Origin of the sequence: Enterobacter adelaidei, assembly GCF_041937165.1 — a bacterium.
In the GTDB taxonomy this organism is placed as follows: domain Bacteria; phylum Pseudomonadota; class Gammaproteobacteria; order Enterobacterales; family Enterobacteriaceae; genus Enterobacter; species Enterobacter adelaidei.
Genome location: NZ_CP154353.1, coordinates 1,000,146 through 1,018,146, shown reverse-complemented (window position 1 = coordinate 1,018,146; position 18,001 = coordinate 1,000,146). Strand labels below are relative to the sequence as shown.

At 54.6% G+C, this 18,001-nt stretch carries 19 protein-coding genes and 1 other RNA gene; 6 read left to right on the top strand and 14 right to left on the bottom strand.

Annotation, left to right across the window (positions count from 1 at the left end; genetic code table 11):
- Nucleotides 1-60: 60 nt before the first annotated feature.
- Nucleotides 61-1,131 (bottom strand): LacI family DNA-binding transcriptional regulator, encoded by a 1,071-nt coding sequence (locus tag AAHF05_RS04965; RefSeq protein ID WP_129323833.1) that lies wholly within the window; start codon nt 1,129-1,131, stop codon nt 61-63.
- Nucleotides 1,132-1,208: 77 nt separating this feature from the next.
- A complete protein-coding gene (locus AAHF05_RS04960; RefSeq protein WP_028017623.1) occupies nt 1,209-1,820 on the bottom strand; it encodes a YitT family protein in 612 nt (203 codons plus the stop codon).
- An 87-nt stretch (nt 1,821-1,907) separates the two neighbouring features.
- Here AAHF05_RS04960 and AAHF05_RS04955 point away from each other — a divergent pair, with 87 nt between their 5' ends.
- A complete protein-coding gene (locus AAHF05_RS04955; protein ID WP_129323832.1) occupies nt 1,908-3,329 on the top strand; it encodes a PLP-dependent aminotransferase family protein in 1,422 nt (473 codons plus the stop codon).
- An 80-nt stretch (nt 3,330-3,409) separates the two neighbouring features.
- Here the strand turns inward: AAHF05_RS04955 and AAHF05_RS04950 are convergent, their stop codons facing one another.
- From AAHF05_RS04950 to ffs, 3 genes are all read right to left on the bottom strand, one after another.
- A complete protein-coding gene (locus AAHF05_RS04950; protein WP_028017625.1) occupies nt 3,410-3,625 on the bottom strand; it encodes a hypothetical protein in 216 nt (71 codons plus the stop codon).
- Complete coding sequence (locus AAHF05_RS04945) at nt 3,622-3,873, bottom strand: hypothetical protein (protein ID WP_028017626.1); 252 nt, start codon at nt 3,871-3,873, stop codon at nt 3,622-3,624. Before AAHF05_RS04945 ends, AAHF05_RS04950 begins: the two co-directional genes overlap by 4 nt.
- A 261-nt stretch (nt 3,874-4,134) precedes the next feature.
- Nucleotides 4,135-4,231: signal recognition particle sRNA small type (ffs, locus tag AAHF05_RS04940), an RNA gene on the bottom strand.
- 169 nt (nt 4,232-4,400) lie between these two features.
- Between ffs and AAHF05_RS04935 the strand changes: the two genes are divergently transcribed.
- Complete coding sequence (locus AAHF05_RS04935) at nt 4,401-4,712, top strand: MGMT family protein (RefSeq protein ID WP_129323831.1); 312 nt, start codon at nt 4,401-4,403, stop codon at nt 4,710-4,712.
- Between the two features lie 33 nt (nt 4,713-4,745).
- On the opposite strand, the gene AAHF05_RS04930 is transcribed toward AAHF05_RS04935, so the two are convergent.
- A complete protein-coding gene (locus AAHF05_RS04930; RefSeq protein WP_028017628.1) occupies nt 4,746-5,273 on the bottom strand; it encodes a YbaY family lipoprotein in 528 nt (175 codons plus the stop codon).
- Nucleotides 5,274-5,476: 203 nt separating this feature from the next.
- Here AAHF05_RS04930 and tesB point away from each other — a divergent pair, with 203 nt between their 5' ends.
- Nucleotides 5,477-6,337 carry an acyl-CoA thioesterase II gene (gene tesB, locus AAHF05_RS04925; protein WP_129323830.1) on the top strand — a complete coding sequence of 287 codons (861 nt, stop codon included), beginning with the start codon at nt 5,477-5,479 and terminating at the stop codon, nt 6,335-6,337.
- Between the two features lie 95 nt (nt 6,338-6,432).
- Here the strand turns inward: tesB and amtB are convergent, their stop codons facing one another.
- The 5 genes from amtB to AAHF05_RS04900 all read right to left on the bottom strand — a co-directional run bounded on the left by amtB (nt 6,433) and on the right by AAHF05_RS04900 (nt 12,352).
- A complete protein-coding gene (gene amtB / locus AAHF05_RS04920) occupies nt 6,433-7,722 on the bottom strand; it encodes an ammonium transporter AmtB (protein WP_129323829.1) in 1,290 nt (429 codons plus the stop codon).
- Nucleotides 7,723-7,757: 35 nt separating this feature from the next.
- Nucleotides 7,758-8,096 (bottom strand): P-II family nitrogen regulator, encoded by a 339-nt coding sequence (glnK, locus tag AAHF05_RS04915; RefSeq protein ID WP_008503304.1) that lies wholly within the window; start codon nt 8,094-8,096, stop codon nt 7,758-7,760.
- A gap of 220 nt (nt 8,097-8,316) precedes the next feature.
- Entirely contained in the window at nt 8,317-10,098 is a 1,782-nt protein-coding gene (locus tag AAHF05_RS04910; RefSeq protein WP_128348517.1) for a SmdB family multidrug efflux ABC transporter permease/ATP-binding protein, read from the bottom strand.
- Nucleotides 10,091-11,863, bottom strand: a complete 1,773-nt coding sequence (locus AAHF05_RS04905) for a SmdA family multidrug ABC transporter permease/ATP-binding protein (RefSeq protein WP_129323828.1) — start codon at nt 11,861-11,863, stop codon at nt 10,091-10,093. Before AAHF05_RS04905 ends, AAHF05_RS04910 begins: the two co-directional genes overlap by 8 nt.
- Nucleotides 11,864-11,893: 30 nt before the next feature.
- Nucleotides 11,894-12,352 carry an Lrp/AsnC family transcriptional regulator gene (locus AAHF05_RS04900; protein ID WP_015571267.1) on the bottom strand — a complete coding sequence of 153 codons (459 nt, stop codon included), beginning with the start codon at nt 12,350-12,352 and terminating at the stop codon, nt 11,894-11,896.
- A gap of 115 nt (nt 12,353-12,467) precedes the next feature.
- On the opposite strand from AAHF05_RS04900, the gene AAHF05_RS04895 reads away from it, so the two are divergent.
- Nucleotides 12,468-13,514 (top strand): PLP-dependent cysteine synthase family protein, encoded by a 1,047-nt coding sequence (locus AAHF05_RS04895; protein ID WP_049007488.1) that lies wholly within the window; start codon nt 12,468-12,470, stop codon nt 13,512-13,514.
- A 40-nt stretch (nt 13,515-13,554) separates the two neighbouring features.
- On the opposite strand, the gene cof is transcribed toward AAHF05_RS04895, so the two are convergent.
- On the bottom strand, nt 13,555-14,373 hold the full coding sequence (cof, locus tag AAHF05_RS04890; RefSeq protein WP_332616833.1) for an HMP-PP phosphatase: 819 nt from the start codon (nt 14,371-14,373) through the stop codon (nt 13,555-13,557).
- Nucleotides 14,374-14,474: 101 nt separating this feature from the next.
- Here cof and AAHF05_RS04885 point away from each other — a divergent pair, with 101 nt between their 5' ends.
- Nucleotides 14,475-16,175: an SgrR family transcriptional regulator gene (locus AAHF05_RS04885; RefSeq protein WP_129323826.1), complete on the top strand. Its 1,701-nt coding sequence runs from the start codon at nt 14,475-14,477 to the stop codon at nt 16,173-16,175.
- Nucleotides 16,176-16,240: 65 nt separating this feature from the next.
- The gene (gene queC / locus AAHF05_RS04880) at nt 16,241-16,936 is read left to right on the top strand and encodes a 7-cyano-7-deazaguanine synthase QueC (RefSeq protein WP_374936437.1); all 696 of its coding nucleotides are present in this window, start codon (nt 16,241-16,243) and stop codon (nt 16,934-16,936) included.
- Nucleotides 16,937-16,998: 62 nt separating this feature from the next.
- Here the strand turns inward: queC and AAHF05_RS04875 are convergent, their stop codons facing one another.
- Nucleotides 16,999-17,397 carry a YbgC/FadM family acyl-CoA thioesterase gene (locus AAHF05_RS04875; protein ID WP_028017637.1) on the bottom strand — a complete coding sequence of 133 codons (399 nt, stop codon included), beginning with the start codon at nt 17,395-17,397 and terminating at the stop codon, nt 16,999-17,001.
- A 99-nt stretch (nt 17,398-17,496) separates the two neighbouring features.
- Nucleotides 17,497-17,865 (bottom strand): helix-hairpin-helix domain-containing protein, encoded by a 369-nt coding sequence (locus AAHF05_RS04870; RefSeq protein WP_129323824.1) that lies wholly within the window; start codon nt 17,863-17,865, stop codon nt 17,497-17,499.
- Nucleotides 17,866-18,001: the final 136 nt, after the last annotated feature.

The following is an 18,001-nucleotide window of genomic DNA, read 5'->3' as shown; positions in this document are numbered from 1 at the left end:
CTGCCACTGGGTTACGGTAAAGTGTTCGATCGTGGGGTAGCGAGTCAGATCACAAAAGTCTTATTTACGGGCAAGTTGTTCAGCCCGTAGCGCCAGGCTTCTGAGCTGCTGCGCGAGATCCTCATATTCTGCCTGCTGCGGTACACGGCGCGCGCTGGAATGACGGGTTACCAGCGTAACAGGCAACTGAACCTGCCAGCACTCATCACCCTGAGTGGGCGCCAGCAGCCATTCCACACTCTGCTCTCCCGCCTCACGAAACGCCTGGCGAACGGTCGTCAGCGGCGGGGAAAACCAGGCACTGTCGGCGGTATCGTCAAACCCAACCACGGATATCTGGCCGGGAATAGATATCCCCTTTTCTGCGCAGGCACGCATTACTCCGAGCGCCATTTGATCGTTCGCCACCAGAATGGCATCAGGTAATTCCGCCGCCGACAACAGCACATGTCCTTTCTCGTACCCACACGCCGCACTCCAGTCACCGTATGCCACCGCGATAGCTTCAAGGCCAGCCTGTGCCAGCGTAGCTTTCCAACCCGCCATACGCGACCGCGCAGAAACCGAGCTTTCCGGCCCGCTCAGCAGGGCAATGCGTTGATGCCCTAATGAAAGTAAATGCTCAACGCCCAGACGTGCCCCCTGCTCGGCATTAAACACCAGGCTGTTCACCTGCGCTGAAGGCGATACATCGAGGAACAACACCGGGACGGGTGACGCCAGCGCCCTGAGCTGTTCAGCGAGACGATCGTCAAGCGGAACATTCACAAGTAGCGCTTCCACGCGCTGCGCCAGCAACGCCTGAAGCGCGATCTGACACTGCTGCGGTTGCTCAACCATGGAAATAAGGACGCTCGCCCCCTGCTCCGCCGCACGCGATTTTACCGCCGACACAATTTGTGAAGGCGCGTGCAGGGCCAGGTCGGTAGTGATGAGACCCAACGTACGGGTGCGTTTACCCGCTAGCTGCTGTGCCCGAAGGTTAGGGACATAGTGCAGCTCCGCCATCGCCTGCTGCACCTTTTCCCGCGTACGGGCAGAGACGTGTTCCGCATCGTTAATAACGCGGGACACGGTCTGATAAGAAACCCCCGCAAGGAGGGCAACATCATAGAGTGTGATTGCTTTCATGCATTCTGGCATCGCAATTTTAGAAGCTTCTATTCTGGCACAGCGATGCCGTTAAAGCATGTGAGCGCTTCGCAAAATTAAACAACCCGTTCCGGCTGAGATACTTCCTCAATGCGCGGCTTCTGGCGGAACCAGGGCAGACAGAGCTGGATAAGCGGGCCAATGGTCAGGGCATACAAGACGGTTCCCACACCAAACGTGCCGCCAAGCACGCACCCAATCAGCAGGACGGACACTTCAATTGACGTACGCACGCTGCGAATGGACCACCCCAGCCGGGCATGAATACCGGTCATCAGACCGTCGCGCGGTCCAGGTCCGAAACCGGCACCGATGTACATGCTGGTCGCAATCGCGTTCATCACGATGCCCGACACCAGGAAAGCGATTCGAACGGATAAGGAATCAAGTTCCGGAATAAGCGCCATGCTGGCGTCCGCCGCCAGACCGATACAAATCACGTTACTGATTGTGCCAAGGCCCGGCATCTGACGCAGTGGGATCCACAGCAGCAGCACCGCAGCGCCGGTCACAATGATCACCGTCCCGATAGTCATACCCAGCTGTATCCCCACCCCAAGGTGAAAAACATCCCAGGGATCGACACCCAAATCGGAACGAATAAACATTGCGGTGGAAAGGCCATACAGTCCTAAACCGACATAGAGTTGTAGCAGGCGACGTACCATTTTTTATCTTCTCCAGTGAACCAGGCTTTCATCCTGACCTAAAATGGCACTATGATTAATGTCCAGTTTTCAAATAGTGGACTGCACATGTCATCACGTCGCTTCGGAAGCCAGTCTCTGGTACGTCTTTTAGGCCACTGGCAGCAAACCTCATCCCGCACCCCACTCTGGCGTCAGCTGGCCGATGCGCTGCGTCTGTTGATCCTTGATGGCAGGCTGGCACTGAATACGCGGCTACCAGGCGAACGGGAACTGGCCACCGCGCTGGATGTGAGCCGGACGACTATCAGCAGCGCCCTCGCCCATCTGCGCGAGGAGGGATACCTCGAAAGCCGCCACGGAAGCGGATCGCGCGTGATCCTCCCGGATACGCGCGCCGTTCCAACACTTTCAGCGGCAAGCGCCGCGCTGGATCTCTCCACTGCCGCGCTCAATGCCGGGCCAGAGATCCACCAGGCTTATACCCATGCGCTCACGGCCATTACCCAGCATCTCTCGCTGACGGGTTACGATCAGCTTGGGCTGCCGTCACTGCGGGAAGCCATCGCTGTACGCTATACCTCGCGTGGTCTTCCGACCCGGGCGGACGAGGTGATGGTGGTTAATGGAGCCGTCAGTGGTTTTGCGCTGGTACTGCGGATGATGACCGGGCCGGGGGATCGTGTCGTGGTCGATCATCCCACCTATCCGCTGGCGATTGCCGCCATTCAGGGGGCACAGTGTCGGCCCGTGGGGGTCTCACTGCCGGAAACCGGCTGGGATACGAATGGCTTTGCGGCAACGCTTGCCCAGACGGCGCCTCGTCTGGCGTATCTGATGCCAGACTTTCATAACCCAACCGGGCGATGTATGGATATAGCGACCCGCCAGGCACTAACCGATATCGCCGCACAGATCCGTACGGCGCTGGTGGTGGATGAGACGATGGTCGATCTCTGGTTTGACTCACCACCACCGCCACCGCTAGCCTCGTTTAACCCGCAAGCCAACGTAATCACGTTAGGTTCTGCCGGAAAAAGTTTCTGGGGAGGGCTGCGTCTCGGCTGGATCCGCGCCTCTTCGCGCACCATCGCGACACTCGCTCAGACCCGAGATACCCTGGATCTGGGATCTCCGCTGCTGGAGCAACTGGCGACGCTGTGGCTGATTAACAATAGCGAGACGTTTCTCCCTGCTCGACGAAAAATGTTGGCAGAACGACGAGATCGATGTGGTGAATTGCTACGCGAACATTTCCCGGAATGGAAATTTCATGAAGCGGAAGGTGGACTCTCATACTGGATCGAACTGCCTGGTATGCAGGCAACACAGCTAGCCGCACGAGCGGAAATACTGGGGATCAACCTGGGGACCGGTACACGGTTTGGCTTATCGGGGGCGTTCGACCGCTATTTACGTATGCCTTTTTCGCTCGAACCGACAGAGCTTGAACAGGCTTTACTGAGGATTAAGCCACTCTGGCTCTCCCTGAATAAAAACGCGCCATCAGTAAAACGCAGTCTGGTGTAATATAAAAAACTTGAAGTTGATCATAAAATAAAAACTGCTGACTGTAATACATGCAGTCAGCAGTTTTCACCTGTCAGGATTTAGTGCTGAGGAGGAATAGGAAAGCCTTTCAGTGAAATAACGAAGTTTTCACCGTCTTTCTTTATTTTTGCGCCGGTATCGCACCAGTCAGACGCAATACGAAAGAACTCATCACTACCGACATTCCAGCCAAGACGTACATGCTTCACGTAGCCTGAACGCAACAAATCGCAGGCCTCTTTGTAGTCACTGGCAGTAGACAGTTGTTGTTTCATTTTCTCTTCTTCAGAAGTTTACGTAGAGCTTTGATTTCTTTAGGAGTAAAAGGAGAAACACTCTCTTCTTCCGTATGCTGATTATCAATATCCTCTTCCGATACTCCCGCCTCTTCTACTGCTTCAAATGCCAGCAGCAGCAGTTTCTCTGTCGTCACGCTTAAATTCTCGTTATTCACTTCCGCATAGTGACGAAGTCTTTCTTTTAGCGCGCCATCAATTTTAACGTTTAATACCGCAGTAGCCATGTTTGTCACTTCCCTTCGGAATAAGTGTTTTATTTAATACACGAAGTTAACAATTTTATCCAGATATATATTTTTTTGAGTTATGGAAGAAAATAGACATCCAATGATAAAATGACAGTCTATTATTACAGGTTTATGACAATAATATTTCAATGCGATGAAATATATATTACACGATATAGGCGTACTAATATTGTGGACTAACCGTTTAAGGGGAAGGAGAAGCAGGGAAAATCTTGCGGAGCCACAAATGGGTGGGGGCCCTGCCAGCTACATCCCGGCACACACGTCGTCTGCCCTGGCTGCTTCCTTCCGGACCTGACCTGGTGAACAGAGTAGCGTTGCGGGAGAACCAACAGAGCCCCCATTGAGAGCGTTGATAACCAACGCGCTGGCGCATTATCCCTGTGCTAACGCCCAATTGCAAGCTGCCAGGAACCGGATGCTGGTTTCTTGCGCAAACTGGCGCAGCAATCCTGACGATCTTCGTTTAACATGGCTGTCCAGAAAATCCCGCAGGTGAACGTATGGACGAACACGACTCATTTCCACAGCGTGTATGGCAAATCGTGGCCTCTGTTCCGGAAGGCTATGTTACCACCTATGGTGATGTCGCGCGTCTGGCGGGTTCCCCGCGTGCAGCGCGGCAGGTGGGCGGTGTCCTGAAAAGACTACCGGAAGGGAGTACCCTGCCCTGGCACCGGGTGGTGAACCGTCATGGTGTCATCTCGCTGACGGGTCCGGATCTCCAGCGTCAACGTCAGGCATTACTCTCAGAAGGTGTGCAGGTGTCGGGGTCCGGGCAGATCGATTTACAGAAGTATCGCTGGGAATATTGACCCCTCTCCCGAAGGAGAGGGGCAATGCAGAAATTACATCTGCGTCGGTGGGGTTGGCAGGGAAGGCTGATTGGTCTGCGGAGCAACCGGGACTTCGGTCTGCTGCACCGGCACCAGGTTCAGGTCAACTTTGGTCCCACCGTTGTTAATCGCTTCCTGGACCGTATCGGTGATAAAGACCAGCTTACCGTTAATGGTTACCGCTGCGCTCAGCAGGATACGGGCATTAGGCTGCACGTCTGATGGGTTGTACGGCAACACGAAGCTAAACGGTGCTTGCTTACCTTCAGTACGGACGGCACGCTGCGCCAGCACTTTCGACGGCGCGTCTGCCAGAGAAGCATCAGACAGGGTTACCGTTAATACCGCATCCGGCGGTAAGGCCACTTTCTGTTTAATCCAGATGGTACCGGAAACGTTAGGCTGCTGAATGGATTGCTGAGAAAGGGTATTAATCCCGTTTGGGTCTGCTGCTGGCACTGGCACCTGGGCGCTCTTACCGGCACAGGCGGACAACGCCACCGCAATAGCTACACCACTTAGCATGGGCACGAGTTTCATTGAAGTCTCCTTATCATCAATGCACCAGCGGGATCGATCCCATCCGATGTCGTTTCAATCACATAACGTATTCAAGTGTGGCACAGATCACTGATTAATGCCTGAGATCGTCCCGATATTCAGATTATTCTACCCATCGGACCACTTTCATTTCTGCGTTATACTCTGCCTATCTTTCGCTACGGCGTTTATTGAGGACAACTATGAGTCAGGCACTGAACAATCTGCTGACATTACTGAATCTGGAAAAAATTGAGGAAGGACTCTTTCGCGGACAGAGCGAAGATTTGGGCTTACGCCAGGTCTTCGGCGGGCAAGTCGTTGGACAAGCGCTGTACGCTGCAAAGGAGACTGTCCCGGCAGACCGTCTGGTGCATTCATTCCACAGCTACTTCTTACGCCCCGGCGATAGCGCAAAACCGATTGTTTATGACGTCGAAGTCTTGCGAGATGGCAACAGTTTCAGCGCGCGCCGCGTAGCAGCCATTCAGAACGGTAAGCCAATCTTTTACATGACCGCCTCTTTCCAGGCGCCGGAGTCCGGATATGAACACCAGAAAGTGATGCCGACGGCACCCGCGCCAGACGATCTCAAATCAGAAACGGATATCGCCCGTGCGCTGGCGCATCTGCTTCCGCCTCAGGTCAAAGAAAAGTTTCTCTGCGATAAACCGCTGGAGATCCGCCCGGTTGAGTTCCATAACCCGATGAAGGGTCACCCCGCCGAGCCGAAGCGCCAGGTGTGGATCCGGGCTAACGGCACCGTGCCGGAAGATTTCCGAGTGCATCAGTATCTGCTGGGCTACGCGTCTGATTTCAACTTCCTGCCGGTGGCGCTGCAGCCGCACGGCGTTGGGTTCCTGGAAAAAGGGATGCAGGTCGCGACGATCGATCACTCGATGTGGTTCCACCGTCCCTTCAACATGAATGAGTGGCTGCTCTACAGCGTGGAGAGTACGTCGGCATCCAGCGCCCGCGGGTTTGTGCGTGGGGAGTTTTATACTCAGGAAGGCGTGCTGGTGGCTTCAACGGTGCAGGAAGGGGTAATGCGTAACAGAGGTTGATGTAAAAAGCCCGGTGGCGCGACGCTTACCGGGCCTACGTTTTGTGCTGTTGTAGGCCGGGTAAGGCGAAGCCGCCACCCGGCAAGACACTCAGATCATGCGTTATACGCATTCTCGCCGTGGCTGTTCACATCCAGACCTTCGCGTTCCTGCTCTTCCGGTACGCGCAGACCGACCGTCATGTCCGCCAGCTTGTAGCCGATGAACGCGACAACCGCAGACCACACCACGGTGATAGCAATACTTTCCAGCTGCACCAGCACCTGATGAACCATGGTGACGCCTTCAGCGTAGCCCACACCACCGAGCGATTTCGCAGCGAAGATACCTGTCATGATACAACCGATGATGCCGCACACGCCGTGTACACCAAACACATCGCAAGGGTCATCAACGCGCAGAATACGTTTCAGTGCAGTCACGCCCCACAGACCCGCCAGACCGGACACCAGACCGACCAGCAGCGCACCGCCTACACCTACATAACCACACGCTGGCGTGATGCCAACCAGACCGGCAATCGCCCCTGAACAGGCACCCAGCAGGGAAGGTTTACCGCGCACCGCCCACTCACCAAATACCCAGGAGAGGATTGCACCCGCCGTTGCCACCACAGTATTCACGAAAGCCAGTGCGGCAATTTCGTTCGCGGCACTTGCCGAACCGGCGTTGAAGCCGAACCAGCCAAAGTAGAGGATCGCAGTACCCGTAAAGACCATCGGCAGGTTGTGCGGTTTGAACGCCTCTTTACCGAAGCCAACACGTTTGCCAATCAGATAGGCCCCTACCAGACCCGCTACCGCGGCGTTGATGTGTACAACGGTACCACCTGCGAAGTCCAGCGCACCGTGCGTTGCCAGCAGACCACCACCCCAGACCATGTGTGCAATTGGCACATAGGAGAGCGTCAGCCAGACCACGACAAAAATCAGCACCGCAGAGAAGCGAATACGTTCAGCCAGCGCGCCCACAATCAGCCCCACGGTAATACAGGCGAACGAACCCTGGAAAGCAACATGAATGTACTGATAGAAACTACCCATCAGCGCGGTCAGCTCAATATTTTTCAGCATCACCCAGTCGAAGTTGCCAAAGAAGGCGTTGCCCGTGCCGAAGGCCAGCGAGTAACCGTAAACCACCCATAGCACGCAGACCAGTGCAAACGTCACGGCAACCTGCGTCAGCATGGAGAGAACGTTTTTGCCACGGATCAGGCCGCCGTAAAACAGCGCGATGCCCGGAATAGACATGAACAGCACCAGCGCGGTGCTGATCATCATAAAGGCGTTATCGGCTTTGTCTGCCACCGCAGGAGCAGCAGCCAGCGCCAGGCCCGGCAGCAGTGCCAGCGAACCCAGACCCGTTTTAAGTGTTGCTATCTTCATTTTCTCGATCCCTATCACTGTGTGCCAGGAGTTACTTACAGTGCCGCTTCGTCAGATTCGCCGGTACGGATGCGAATGACGCGCTGCAGTTCGGCAACGAAAATTTTGCCGTCGCCAATTTTGCCGGTGTAGGCCGCTTTGCTGATCACATCGATGACTTCATCAAGCTGGTCATCAGCAATCGCGACATCAATTTTTACTTTTGGCAGGAAGTTAACGCTGTATTCCGCCCCGCGATAAAGCTCGGCATGACCTTTCTGACGACCAAAGCCTTTCACTTCGGTGACAGTCAGTCCCTGAATACCCATTGAAGACAACGCTTCACGCACGTCTTCGAGTTTGAATGGTTTGATTACAACCGTAACCAGCTTCATAGATCCCCTCCAGTCAGAATTCGGTAATGGCCGCAGCTAACGCAGAGGATATTGCAAGGGGTGTGCCAGAAATGAAAAACAGGGTGAATCGCGGTGCAAGGAGCGTTACGCGGCCTTGATCAACAAACGGGTGAAAAAAAACGCACCATGCCGGTGCACGGTGCGTTTCAGTTTTGCACCAACAGGAATGACTGTTAGTGCGCCGCCTCATTTTGGTGCGTCAGGCGCTCAGTGACTCTTCCTCGCGCACGCTGGCAGCCAGCTCTTCGCCTGCCAGTTGCAACTGGTACATCTGCCAGTAGCGCCCTTTTGCTTCCAGCAACTCCCGGTGTGTACCGCGCTCAACGGCTTGTCCACGGTGCAGCACCAGAATAGTATCCGCCTCAACAATCGTGGAAAGGCGGTGGGCAATTACCACCAGCGTCGTATGGTCACGCACGGCGGCAAGTGCCTGCTGGATAGCTTGTTCGGTACCGGAATCAATACTGGCCGTTGCTTCGTCCAGAATCAAAATTTGCGGCGTTTCAATCAGTACCCGCGCCAGCGCCAGAAGCTGTTTTTGCCCAACAGAGAGATTGTTCCCCTGCTCACCCAGCTTCGTATTGATCCCGTCGCTGAACCCACGAGCCAGCTCTGCCAGCTGCACTTTCTCCAGCACATCCCAGACCTGTTCATGGGTATAGTCCCGACCCAGCGTCACGTTGGCGTAGAAGGTATCCGCCATCACGACCGGATCCTGCTGCACCATTGCAACGCCTTTACGTAACACATTATGGTTGAGAGACGCGAGCGGGCGTCCGTCGAGGCGAATTTCACCTTGGCTTAGCGGGTAGTAACCCATCAACAGGCTTGCGAGCGTACTCTTACCGCTGCCGGTATGCCCCACCAGCGCAACAAAGCCCCGCGACGGGACATCCAGCGTGATGTCCTGTAATACCAGCCGGTCTTCGCGATAAGCAAACGAGACGTTATCAAAGGCAATGGCCCCGCTTTGCAGCGCGCGGTCATCGTTGCCGTAGGTCTGACGCGGTCTGTCCATCAACTCGAACACTCGCTCCCCTGCCACGACGGCCTGCTGGAGCATCGACTGCTGTGTCGTAAGCTCAATCAACGGTTCGTTAAGGCGGCCAAGGTAGCTGATAAAAGCATACAGGACCCCAACCTCAATGGTTCCGTGAGTGGTCAGGCCAAACAGCATGAGCAGACCACAGAGCACCAGCGCGGAGAAGAGGCTCAACAGCGGGCGTAACAGGAAACCGTCAAGCCGCAGCGTCTGCATACGCGCCATATAGTGTGAACGACTGGCTTCGCCCATCCGCTCGCCAAAACGTGCCTGCTGGCGGAACTGCTGGATGACGCTCATGCCGTTGATCACTTCATTGAAGCCATCATTAATATCGGCCAGATAGGCTCGCACCCGACGCACAATGGGAGTGCTGTAACGTTGATAGATAATCATCACAATCAACACCGCCGGGAAGATGGTGATCGCCACCAGTGCCATACGCCAGTCGAGGCTGAACATCGCCACCAGCATCGCGCCAATCAGCGCCGCGCTGCGCAGGACGGTTGCCACCACGGTGACGTACAGATCGCGGATCACCTCCGTATCGTTGGTCACGCGTGAAATCACCTGCCCGACCGGCTGGGTATCAAACTCACTGAGCGGCTGGCGCAGCGCAGCGTCCATGACATCGGTACGCAACTGCTGCACGACCCCCACGGCTGCACGGTTAAACAGCAACGACTGGGCATAATGAAGCCCCGCCGCCGTCAGCTGTAAGCCAACGTAAGCCACACCCAGGCCCGCCACCAGCCCCAGAGGCAGGTAGCTTTTGGCAACCATATTGTCGATGAAATAGCTAATAAGCAGTGGACCGCTGACTTCAGCAATCGCCGCAATCCAGAGCAACAGCACGGCAACAGACAGCGGTTTTCGCCACGGTGAACCGTAGGCCAGCAGACGTTTTAGCGTCGGCCACATCGAGCCAAATTTACGCATTAGCGGCCTCCGTATCCTGCTCCGGGGCATCATCCAGCGCCGCTTCAAGCTGTTGATAACGATACATGTCGCGATACCAGCCCGATTGCTCAGCCAGTTTTTCATGCTGCCCGCGCTGGGCAATGTGCCCATGCTGCAACACTAAAATTTCGCTGGCTTCCGCCAACGCCGACAAACGGTGGGCACTGATAATCACCGTACGTCCGTCGCCCCACTGGCGCAGATTATGCAGGATCTGGTGTTCGGTACGCCCATCCACAGCGGAAAGCGCATCATCAAGAATCAGGATTTCGGCATTGAGAAGCAGCGCGCGGGCAATTGAGATTCGCTGCTTTTGTCCTCCGGACAACATGACGCCACGTTCCCCGACTTCCGTTTCGTAGCCCTGCGGCAGACGCAAAATATCATCATGTACGCTGGCTAAACGCGCCACATGCTCAATCTCTTCCTGCGTCGCCGACGGGCGTCCGAGGGCGATATTGTTTGCTACCGTGTCCGAAAATAAAAACGGCGTCTGGCTGACGACCGCCAGACGACCTCGCCAGTCGTCCAGCAGCAGTTGCGTCAGGGGAATATCATGGAAGCGAATATCGCCCTGCGTGACGTCAAAGTGGCGCTGAATCAATGAGAGCACGGTACTTTTGCCAGAACCTGTTGGGCCACAAATGCCCAACATCTGACCAGGCTTGAGCGTAAAACTAACGTTCTCCAGTACCGGATGTTCCGTTTGCGGATAAACAAACTTACGGACGTCAACATTTATGACACCGCGCCCTTCCGGTACGGCTTCGTTGCCGTCATTCACCACCGGTGCTTCGGCCAGCATGGCGCGAATACGGCTGTAGGCGGCGCTGCCGCGCTCCACGATGTTAAACATCCAGGCCAATGCCAGCATCGGCCAGATCATCAGCCCCAGGTACATCGCAAAGCTGGTCAATTGTCCCAGGGTTAACGCGCCCTGTACCACCATCCAGCTCCCCCCACCAATAGCCAGCAGGTTTGCCATGCCGATCGCGACATAGATTGTCGGGTCAAAACGCGCATCAATTCGCGCGACGCGCATATTCTTCGCCCCCGTGTCTGCGGCATCGGCTGCAAACAGTGCTGATTGTCTGTCCTCCAGACCAAAGGCTTTAATCATACGGATGCTGGTCATACTCTCCTGCGTACGGTCGTTCAGTGAAGAGAACGCCGCCTGCGCCAGCTTAAAGCGCTCATGCAGTTGCTCACCAAAACGGTTGATCGCCAGTGCCATCAGCGGCATCGGCAACAATGCCAGCAGGGTGAGCTGCCAGCTGATCTGGGTCGACATCACAATCAGTACTGCGCACCCCATGACCAGAGAATCCACCAGCGTTAACACCCCTTCTCCTGCGGCGAACACCACGCGATCGACGTCGTTTGTCGCGCGTGCGATGAGATCCCCGGTGCGATGTCGCAGATAAAACTCTGGGTGTTGTCGGCTCAGCTGGCGGTAAAAATCTTCACGCAGCTCAACGGCCAGCTGATAGGAAGCGCCAAAAAGGAGCACGCGCCAGACGTAGCGCAGCAGATAGACAATGACGGCCGTCAGCACCAACGTGCCAACCCACATCAACACCCGTGCGGTGGTGTAATGTTGTTCGGTGACGCCATCCACGACGTAGCCCACCACCTTCGGCGGGATCAGCTGCAGGATGGCAATGATAATAAGCAGGGCTACTGCACCGATGTAGCGTTGCCACTCCCGACGAAAGTACCAGCTTAATTGGGCAAATAATCGCACGCGGTTTGTTCCTGAAGGTATTTTACGAAGTTATTCAATAGGTAGTGCTGTGGTGTATTTAATCTGTTCCATGGCGAAGCTCGAGGTGACGTCCGACAAGCCCGGCACGCTGTTCACAAGTCGTTTGTAAAAATCGTCATAGCGCTTCATGTCAGCTACCTGAACGCGCATCAGGTAATCGTACTCTCCGGCCATACGCCAGAAACCGAGCACCTCAGGCATGTCAGAAACCTGAGTGACAAAACGGCAATACCACTCGCTGCTGTGATGCTGGGTTTTAATCAGCACAAATGCCGTTAACCCAAGCCCCAGTTTTTCGGGATCTAATAACGCGACGCGTCCCAGAAGAATGCCGTCATCTTCAAGCTTCTTGAGGCGCTTCCAGCACGGTGTGGTGGTCAGATTAACGGCATCTGCCAGCGCCTGCAAAGAGAGGGTACAGTCACTTTGCAGCAATGAAAGGAGCTTGCGGTCAATTTTATCTAGCATACCCACCTCACAGAGAAAATTTTTCTCCCTTCATTCTATTTTAAAGGCCAGATAGCAACAATTTTTTCTGTGCTTTTCGCTATGCTGGGCACAAAATGACAAACGGATAACTACGATGAATAGCTCCTGGGTTAAACATGCCATCAGCGAAATCAATGCCGACTATCAGCGCTCGGCGGATACGCACCTGATTCGACTTTCCCTGCCGGGATTTGACGGTATTCAGCTCTATCTGAAAGATGAAAGCACCCATCCTACCGGTAGCCTGAAGCATCGCCTGGCGCGTTCACTGTTTTTATACGGTTTATGTAACGGCTGGATTAAAGAAGGTACCACCATCATTGAATCCTCATCCGGTTCAACGGCGGTGTCTGAAGCCTATTTTGCCCGCCTGCTGGGTTTACCCTTCATCGCCGTGATGCCTTCCTGCACGGCGAAACGTAAAATTGAACAGATCGAATTCTACGGCGGACGATGCCACTTTGTGGAAAGCGCCTGTGAAATCTACGCGGCATCTGAAATGCTGGCACGCGAGCTGAACGGCCACTACATGGATCAGTTCACTTTTGCGGAACGAGCCACCGACTGGCGCGGTAATAACAATATCGCCGACAGTATTTTCCGCCAGATGTCCCACGAGCCGCATCCCGTTCCCTCATACATTGTGATGAGCGCCGGGACGGGCGGCACCTCCGCCACCATCGGGCGTTATATCCGCTGCCAGGGCTACGACACCCAACTGATGGTGGTTGATCCGCAAAACTCCGTGTTCCTCGACTACTGGCAGAACCGCGATATCGGCCTGCGCAGCCCGGTGGGCAGTAAAATTGAAGGGATTGGCCGCCCACGCGTGGAACCGTCGTTCATCCCGGATGTGGTGGATGAGATGTTGCGCGTGCCGGATGCCGCAAGTGTCGCCACCGCGCACTGGCTGGAAACGCAACTTGGCCGCAAAGTCGGGGCTTCTACCGGGACCAATATGTGGGGAGCCCTGCAGCTCGCAGTACGTATGCGTGAAGAGGGTCGAACCGGCTCCATCGTCACCCTGCTCTGCGACAGCGGCGAGCGCTACCTTGAGACCTATTACAATGCGCAATGGGTGCAGGCAAATATCGGCGATATTGAGCCCTGGAAAGCACAAATTGCACAGCTGGTGAAATAAAAAAAGCCAGACCGAAGTCTGGCTTGCTGGAAGGGTCTCACTATTCGGGGGAATATGGGAGGTTGTTGTTGTCCAGCCAATGCGTCAAAAAATGGGACACCGCTTCGTTACCGCAATGCCCGATAACAGGCAGATGAGGAAGTTCTGCAATTAGCTGCGGCATCGCATTCCCCATTATCAAACCGCGCCCCACGCTGCCCAGCATCTCGCGGTCATTCATGGCATCACCAAACGCCATACAATCCTGCAGCGTCAAGCCCAGGTGGTCACTCAGTACCGCCAGGGCAGAACCTTTGTTACAGCCCACGGGAAGCACCTCAAGGCAATCCACCGCCGAAAAGGTCAGGTGCGCTTTGTCACCCAGAGCCTCATTTAACTGAATGCGCAAGCGACAGAGATCGTCATGATCGCCACAAAAACAGATTTTGGTCACCGCATGGGCAGGGATCCGACGCAGATCGATAAGCTGATATTTAAAACCGCTGTAGACATGCGCATGCAACAGCTCCGGTATTTCACGCCCGGTAAACCAGCCGTTATCGTTAAAAACATGGAGGCTGGCCTGCGTATCCCAGGTACTGTGTAGTACGATATCCGCCACTTCCGGGTTAAGATCCTGACGGTGCAGAACGTCCCCTTCCACGGAATGAATGCGCGTCCCGTTGCCCGTGATCAGAAAAGCGTCCAGGGAAAACGCCCCCAGTAAATGGCGCATCTCCAGCACATGGCGACCGGTGGCAAACGTCAGAGTGACATCACGCTCGTGCAGGCGCTTCAGCGTATTCAGGGTTTTCTCCCCTAAACGGTGATCCGGCATTAACAGCGTACCGTCCATATCAAATGCAGCGAGCCGAGCCATGATTACTCCTGAAGTGTGATGCGGTTAACTTGTGCTTCAGTATTACGTGAGATATACGGAAGTAATAGTGAATAGATGATAAATATTGTTCCGGGTTTCTCATGCGCCAGCTCAACCGACTCAACCAGTATCACCGTTTGTGGCAGCCTTCCGCTGGCGCGACACAACACGTCACCATCAGCGAACTGGCCACCCGCTGTTTCTGTAGTGAAAGACATGTTCGAACGCTGCTGCGTCAGGCTCATGACGCGGGATGGCTTACCTGGCGTGCACAGTCTGGTCGCGGAAAGCGCGGTGAACTGACGTTCCATGTCTCCCCGGAGTCACTGCGCAATACGATGATGGAAGAGGCTCTGAAGCATGGACAGCAGCACAATGCGCTTGAGCTGGCCCAGCTTGCGCCACAAGAGTTACGTTCATTGCTGCATCCGTTCTTAGGCGGGCAATGGCAAAACGATACGCCGACGCTGCGCATTCCCTATTACCGCTCACTGGATCCCCTTCATCCGGGTTTTTTACCCGGCCGGGCAGAACAGCACCTGGCAGGACAGGTTTTTTCCGGGTTAACACGCTTTCACGGCGACAGCAGTGAACCAACTGGCGATCTTGCCCATCACTGGGAAGTGTCAGAGGACGGTTTGCGCTGGCATTTTTATATTCGCTCAACGCTACACTGGCATAACGGTGATAAGGTCGAAACCATGCAGCTTCAACAAAGCCTGATGGCACTGCTTGCCCTGCCTTCCTTGCGTAAGTTGTTCCAGAGCGTCTTACGTATTGAAGTCACCCATCCCCAGTGCCTGACCTTTATCCTGCATCAACCGGACTTCTGGCTGGCACACCGGTTGGCAACCTACTGTAGCCGGCTTGCGCATCCCGACCAGCCGATGACGGGTAGCGGCCCCTTCAGACTCAGCGTGTACGACCCCGACCTGGTGCGTCTTGAAAGCCACGAACAGTACCATCTCAGCCATCCATTGCTTAAAGCTATCGAATACTGGATAACACCGTCGCTGTTTGACTATGGGTTAGGTACCAGCTGTCGCCATCCGGTGCAGATCGCCATTGGCGAGCCGGATGAACTGGAGCGCCTGCGTCTGGTCACTAACAGCACCAGTCTGGGTTTTTGTTATCTCACCCTGAAGCAAAGCCCGCGCCTGAGTGAAATGCAGGCTCGGCGGCTCATCAATATCATCCATCTCTCAACGCTTCTGCATACTCTTCCACTGGATGAAGGGTTGATTACCCCGACAGAGGAGTTACTTCCCGGCTGGACGATCCCGCAGTGGCCTGATTTAACGAATGTACCTCTGCCGGAAAAATTAATACTGGCTTACCATTTGCCCGTCGAGTTACATACGATGGCAAGCCAACTAAAACTGTATCTTGCGCAACAGGGCTGTGAGCTTACGGTCATCTTTTACGATGCGAAAACCTGGGACGGATGCCAAAATCTTGCTGATGCTGACATCATGATGGGGGACAGACTGATTGGCGAAGCGCCGGAATATACGCTTGAGCAATGGCTGCGCTGTGACGTCTTATGGGCACACCTGCTGAACGCGCCGCAGTTTGCCCATCTGCAGGCCACTCTGGACGCCGTACAGACCCAGACCGACGAACAGGCCAGACATGCCGGGCTCAAAGCCATTTTCTCACAGCTCATGGAAAAAGCTGTACTAACGCCACTGTTCAACTATCAATACCAGATCAGCGCCCCGCCAGGGGTCAACGGTATTAGGCTCAACACTCGCGGCTGGTTTGATTTTACCGAAGCATGGCTGCCCGCCCCCAAATCGTGAAGAAGCTGGTCGCCGTCGTGGTCAGGCGGTAACATAACGTTTTATCGTAACTATCGAGATGATTTATGAAACGTGCCGTCGTCGTGTTCAGCGGAGGACAAGATTCTACTACCTGCCTGGTTCAGGCCCTTCATCAGTATGATGAAGTTCACTGTGTCACTTTCGATTACGGTCAACGCCATCGCGCTGAAATCGACGTTGCGCGTGAACTGGCTCTGAAACTGGGCGCGCGCGCGCACAAGGTGCTGGACGTTACGCTGTTAAATGAACTCGCCGTCAGTAGCCTCACACGCGACAGTATTCCTGTACCTGACTATGTACCTGACGCCAGCGGTATCCCAAATACCTTTGTTCCTGGCCGTAATATTCTTTTTCTGACCCTGACGGCGATTTATGCTTACCAGGTGCAAGCCGAAGCGGTGATCACCGGCGTATGTGAGACCGACTTCTCTGGCTACCCGGACTGCCGCGACGAGTTCGTGAAGGCACTAAACCACGCGGTCAATCTTGGGATGGCAAAAGAGACGCGCTTTGAAACACCACTGATGTGGCTGAATAAAGCAGAGACCTGGGCACTGGCGGACTACTGGGGCAAACTGGACCTGGTTCGCAGTGAAACCCTCACCTGCTATAACGGTATCAAAGGCGACGGTTGCGGTCAGTGCGCCGCTTGTAACATGCGTGCCAACGGGCTTAATCACTACCTGGCCGATAAGGCCGGCGTAATGGCCGCGATGCAGAAAAAAACCGGACTGAAATAGAGTTACTTCACCGTGCTGTCGACGAATGAGCGTCGACAGCACAGGTGAACTGGAAAAATACCCTACACGATCATCTGCTCCAGCTTTTCACGCAACTCTCCTTCCAGCGGCAGCGCTTTCTGGGTTTTAAGATCAATACAGACAAAGGTAATGAGAGCATCAGCCACCACCTGTCCTTCGGGATCCAGCGTCACCACCTGACTTAACACGCCACTCTTCCCATTTAGCTGCTGTACCTGGCTGGTGACAGTCAGCACATCCCCCAGTACGGCAGGACGGCGGTAGTTAATATTAATATTGACGACCACGAACGCGATGTTATGCGCAGTCAGCCATTGAAAACTTTCGCTGTTTTCCAGACCGTCCCAGCGAGCCTCCTCAAGAAACTCAAGATAGCGGGCGTTATTGACATGCTGGTATACATCAAGATGGAAACCGCGAACTTTGATTTTTGTCTGCATAGCGCAATAGCCTTTAGTGTTGTTATAGGATTAGAGGTCACAACTGGTATGACCTCATTATCCTGGCAAATTTTTGCAGCAGTGCAAGAAATTGCTTATTTACAACGTCAGGTGTGAGAGATTGCGCTCAACCAGTGAGCTACCCATCCCCGGGACCTGCTTCAGGTCGTCGACCGTTTTAAAGGGGCCATACTCTTCACGGTAGCTGACGATGGCCTGCGCCTTTTTCAGCCCTACCCCATTCATCACGCGAGCGATATCCTCTGCTGATGCTGAATTGATACTGACTCGCGAGCTATCATTGTCAGCCGCTTTGTTACTCCCTGTTGTTTTGGCGGGAGCATTCGTTTGTGCTGGTGTCTCTGCCTGACTTTGTACGACCTGTGCTTTTGCAGCCAGCGCGCCAGCGCTCATCCCGGTGGTGGCAATAGCCAGTGTAATGAGCAGTACTTTGATTCCACATTTCATGCTGTTATCTCCTTGTTTGTTGACAGCCACACCACGATAGCCGCCCCGGAAAACAGGCACAAACGACAGATAACAGAAATGGAAAAGGCCGCGAAAGCGGCCTTTAGTTTTTGCAGAGCGTTACGAAAATCTGCGA